We start from the raw sequence: 5196 nt of genomic DNA, 5'->3' as shown, positions 1-5196 counted from the left end.
CTTCGCGGCTTAATTGGATGGTGTCTTTTTTTTTAGCGGTGACTGCTGCAAATGGCGCTCACATTGTTCTTTTAATTTATCAATTTCTTGGGAAATCGTCTCTTCGCAATATCGTCCAGTGGCATTTTTTTGCATTATTTGAATGGCATGCTTCGGTACTATATTGGAATCAATCTCCTTTTCGGGATTTTCTTTAACTTTTTGAGCTAAATCTAAGATTAGAAAGGCGATCTCATTGCTATCATGTTGGCATTGTTCTTGTATTTTTGTTTGAGGGACAGAGGGTTGTGGAAGCTCTTTTATCCCGGCGCTCTTCGCTATTTTCTTTAATTCGTCTAATTGGGCGCTAATTCGGTGTAGCGCGGGGGAATGAATTGGATTGTCATCAAGTAACCATCCCGCCCGAGCCCTTAAATATTCTTGTTCTACATAAAAATGCACTTGTTTTAAAATAGTGTCAAAATGATTTGCCCTAACACTAGATGGTTCATCGATTTCTTCTTGTAATTCTTTGCTTAATTGGAGTAGTTCATTAACTTCTTCGCAAACTAAATGTCCATTCATACGGGCATCAGGACCTACACCGTAGGTGGCAAGACCAACATATTTTTTAATTTGGATGTCAATTAATTCACATAAAAATTCAAAGAGTTTTGTTTGTGCGGTCATGATTGTCCCTAATTTATTAAGATTTAAAATGATCGGGTGATGCATATTTTACAAATAATCATTATTTTGTCACGAGACTTTATTGTTCTTGAGACTAATTCGCACTAATAGGCCACCATGCGCATTATTTTGTGCACTAATTACACCTTCATGTAATTGAATGGCGCGAAAAGCAATAGCTAGTCCCAGACCATAGCCTCCCGTTTTTTTCTCCCTGGAAGTATCGACGCGATAAAAGGGATTAAATATTTTCTCTAATTGTTTCTGTGGAACCCCTGGGCCTTTATCACTAACGTCGATGTACACGTACTCTTTGTTTTCAGCATAATGTAATGAAACTTGAACCTGTTCTGTTATGGGCGAATAATGTAAGGCATTGCGTACTACATTTTCTATTGCTCTATGAATTAAGCGTTGATCGATTGATAAAATACAAGGCTCCATGGTACCCGCGTATACTCGGGGCGATTCAATTCCACACTCATAGTTCGCATCTTTAATGATTTCTTGCAACAGAGTAGGAACATTAATCAAGCTTAAATGCAGGTCGGTTGTTGATTTATCCAGACGCGCAAAATCCAAGATTTCACTGATTAAGTAATTTAAGCGCACGCATTCAAGTTCCATGCGTTTAAATTCAGCGTCGGCAAGGTGTTTGGTTTTGTTATGGCCTAGCTCAATGGCAATTTGCAGGCGAGCAATAGGGGAGCGTAATTCGTGCGAAATATCCTGTAATAAGCGTTCTTTCGAGCTAACCAAATGCTCTAGTTGTTCCGCCATGCGATCAAATTCGTCGCTCAACTGCGCTATTTCATCCTTATGATGGCCTCTTAAATGGCCTACACGGGTACTAAGCTTCCCTGTTGCAATTGATTTGGCAGCCATTCCTAAAGAACGTAGTGGCTGGGTGAGGTAAAGTGAGAGTAAATAACAAATAAGACCACTCATAAATGTTGCTAAAATTAGGCGTAAGGCTAAGCCGGCCCAGGGAATGCCCACAAAATGGGAAAGGGGTTTTTCGCTGACTGCGACCAGTCGATAAAATTTTCCCGAGGTTGAGATAATTTCATGGCTCACAATGAGTTTGCCTGATTTTAAAATACCTTCGCTTAATTGATCTTTTAGAAGATTTTCGGCAATTTGTTTTACATTTTCTGGTGGTGCATCGGTGCTGATAATATCGCCAGTACTTGATAACAGGTACAGGGTCATATGTCGGGAAATACCTATCTTATTGAGCCATTTTAACAGGGCGGCTTGCTCACCTGATTCAAATGTTGCAACTGCTGCATTTGCATAACTGTCCATAAATAGTTGTTCTTGGGCAGGCAGTGAGGATTTTTGTGCAATGTGACTGATAACCCAGGCCGTTGTAAAGATAATAAGGATCGTTGCAAGCCAAAACGAGATAAAAATTTTCCAGTACAAACTACGCATTAAATAAATACCCAAAACCTCTGACAGTTTTGACTATAGGCTCGCCTTGTGGGTTATCACCCAACTTATTTCTTAAGTTACTAATGTGTACATCAATACTGCGATCATAAGCTGTATACTTTCTACCCAGAGCATATTCAGTCAACTCTTCTTTTGAAAAAGCTTGGCCTGGAGATTTAATTAACATTTCCAGAATATTAAATTCCGCATTAGTTAATTCAAGATAATTTCCTGCCAGGGTCACATGACGTTTAGAACAATCAACTACGATATTATGCTGCTCAATAATGGGTCTTGCCGCTGGAATTTTTTGTGTACGTCTTAAAATAGCGCGTAAGCGAGCGACTAATTCACGAGGATTGCAAGGCTTGGGTAAATAATCATCAGCACCAATTTCAAGTCCTACGATGCGATCAATATCATCACCGCGGGCTGTCAACATCAAAACTGGGGTTTCCAAATGCTCACGAATGGCTTTTAGCACTTCAAAACCATTTAGCTTGGGGAGCATTACGTCGAGAATAATGGCATCAAAAGGTTGATTTAATGCTTTTTTTACTCCATTTTCACCATCATGCACACAAACAGCATGAAAACCTTCGGGTTCTAAATATTGAGTCAATAAGTCAGTAAGTTCTGTGTCATCATCAATTATGAGAATATTGCCATTCATAATAAGCCTCAGGTTAAGAGCGCAATCATTGTTTTTCAACGCATTCTAACAGTTTTATTCGTCGCGCATCCGCATTAATAATTTTAAATTCTAAGGAGCCTATGGTTATCGTTTCCCCACGAGTAGGTAAATAACCAAAGCTGTTCAGTACAATACCACCAATCGTATCATAAGTCTCATCACTGAAATTAGTATTGAGTTGCTCGTTAAATTCATCGATAGGAGTATGTGCTTTCACAATATAGTGTCCATTATCATGCGCTTTAATGTAGGCATCTTCATCGATATCAAACTCATCTTCAATATCGCCAACTATCTGTTCGATAATGTCTTCAATCGTGACAAATCCTGATACTTCACCATATTCATCGACAACGATGGCCATATGGTTTTTCGTACTGCGAAACTCACTGAGTAAGCTATCGAGACGTCTGCTTTCAGGAACAAAAGTAACTTGACGGCAAATATCCAATAAATCAAATGAGTCTTCAGTGCTGGCTTGGCCGCGTAATAAATCTTTGGCGTGCAATATCCCTATAACTTCCTCCCCATTCTCATCCGTTACAGGAAACCTTGAATGTCCAGTTTGGGTAACTGTTTTGATTATGTCATTAAGTTTTTCATTTTGCTTAATGCAAACCATTTGATTTTTGGGCAGCATGATGTCGCGCACACGCATTTTGGAAAAAAGGATAGAACCTTCTATCATTGCCAGTGTTTCGGAGTTAATAAGAGAGCGAATCTGGGCATCTCTTAACAAACTAACAAGTTCTTCCTGATTTTGAGGTTCACCCTGCAAAAAATGTTTTAAGCGTGTAAACCAAGAACCGCCTTCGTCCTCTCTATTCAAGTTGATTACCCTCTGCGTCATAAGGATTAGCATAACCTAATTCAGCTAACAATTTAATTTCAATTGACTGCATTACTGCGGCATCTTCATCTTTAATATGATCGTAACCCAGTAAGTGCAAAATTCCATGAATCAGTATTAAGGACCAATGTGCTTCCAACGTTTTATTCAGCTCGTTGCTTTCCGCAAGCAATACGTCTGGGCAAATAATGACATCCCCTAAAAGGGGGCATTCTAATTGGATTTCAAGAGGTAATTCACTAGGGAATGCCAACACATTAGTGGGTTTGTTTTTTTTTCTGTACGTATTATTTAAATAGGTGATTTCTTCGTGATTGACAAAACGAACCGTTAGTTCTGCTTTTTTTTGGTAATCTCTTAATGCCAGTGAAGCCACATGAGTAATTTCATTCTCGTCTATTGCTAAAGGCTCATCGGTTGCGTTTTGGATATCTATATAATAAGTCATAAAGTTATTTCTTTTTTCCTGCTGATTCATGTTCATAACAGTCAACAATTTGTGAAACCAGAGGGTGCCGTACTACTTCGCGGCTTGTGAATGTATGAATGCTAATCTCCGGTATTTTTTTGAATAATCCTACTGCATTGGCTAGTCCGGAATCAATACCTCGAGGAAGATCTACTTGGGTCATATCACCTGTGATTACTGTTTTAGAACCAAAACCCATGCGCGTTAAAAACATTTTCATTTGCATGATGGTTGTATTTTGCGCCTCATCAAGAATAATAAATGATTCATTTAAAGTCCGTCCGCGCATAAAGGCTAGGGGCAGCACTTCAATAATATCGCTTTGAATGAGCTTTTGTGTTTCTTTAAACCCAATCATTTCGTATAAAGCATCGTAAATTGGCCTTAAATAGGGCAATACTTTTTCTACTAAGTCTCCAGGAAGAAAACCTAGTTTCTCACCAGCTTCCACAGCAGGTCGGACAAAAATTAGTCTTTGTACCTCGCCTTTTTCAAAGCATTGTATGGCTTTAGAGACGGCAAGATAGGTTTTACCGGTTCCCGCTGGACCTACGGCAAAAGTGAGATCAAATCGATCAATTGCATCAAGAAAGGCGGCTTGCTTGTCATTTCGTGCGGCGATTAATTTACGAGAGAGCTTGACGTGATGGGTCATTGCTTGTTGGTTATCCTCAATTATGAACATAAAAAAAATTTGAGAGTACTAGATATGTAAATATAGTGCAAAAAGCCCATCTTTTGCAAGTGTGGGTTTTGTCGAAAATTTTTCATGGATTTGCGAGAGACTTTTGGGGGCGTAATTAAGCGCCACTAAATAAGGGATGTTTACCGATGAATTTAAAGAGAGGTTATGTGAAACGATTGTGGAAAAAGAAATTGTGAGTGAATTAGAATCGAGAGGTTAAAGATTAAGTTAAGGAAATCTGTCATTCCCGCGCAGGCGGGAAACCATCCATGAATTGGCATTATAGCCAGTGAGGAATGGATCCCCGCCTAAGCGGGGAGGCATTGTTGCGTGGAAGCGAAAGCTAGAAAAAATAAGGAGTTGCGAATTCAAACCCTTTCGGTTCCAACCGA

Annotated in this window: 6 protein-coding genes; all 6 read right to left on the bottom strand. The window is 39.3% G+C overall.

Translation table 11 applies throughout. The annotated features are described in order from the left end of the window. Positions 1-9: 9 nt before the first annotated feature. Positions 10-669, bottom strand: a complete 660-nt coding sequence (locus LDG_RS18230) for a hypothetical protein (protein ID WP_006872958.1) — start codon at positions 667-669, stop codon at positions 10-12. A 69-nt stretch (positions 670-738) separates the two neighbouring features. Next, positions 739-2106, bottom strand: a complete 1368-nt coding sequence (gene cpxA, locus LDG_RS18225; RefSeq protein ID WP_040536660.1) for a two-component system sensor histidine kinase CpxA — start codon at positions 2104-2106, stop codon at positions 739-741. After that, entirely contained in the window at positions 2099-2779 is a 681-nt protein-coding gene (gene cpxR / locus LDG_RS18220; RefSeq protein ID WP_006872956.1) for a two-component system response regulator CpxR, read from the bottom strand. The genes cpxA and cpxR overlap by 8 nt, the downstream gene beginning before the upstream one ends. Before the next feature lie 25 nt (positions 2780-2804). Next, positions 2805-3662 (bottom strand): HlyC/CorC family transporter, encoded by an 858-nt coding sequence (locus LDG_RS18215; protein WP_050805600.1) that lies wholly within the window; start codon positions 3660-3662, stop codon positions 2805-2807. Then, positions 3622-4098, bottom strand: coding sequence for an rRNA maturation RNase YbeY (gene ybeY / locus LDG_RS18210; protein WP_006872954.1), 477 nt, complete (start codon positions 4096-4098; stop codon positions 3622-3624). Before ybeY ends, LDG_RS18215 begins: the two co-directional genes overlap by 41 nt. Positions 4099-4102: 4 nt before the next feature. After that, positions 4103-4804, bottom strand: a complete 702-nt coding sequence (locus LDG_RS18205) for a PhoH family protein (RefSeq protein WP_324602973.1) — start codon at positions 4802-4804, stop codon at positions 4103-4105. Positions 4805-5196: the final 392 nt, after the last annotated feature.

The organism is Legionella drancourtii LLAP12 (genome assembly GCF_000162755.2).
Classification (GTDB): Bacteria; Pseudomonadota; Gammaproteobacteria; order Legionellales; family Legionellaceae; genus Legionella; species Legionella drancourtii.
Note: the sequence above shows the minus strand (reverse complement) of the source record. Positions and strands in the feature narration are given on the sequence as shown.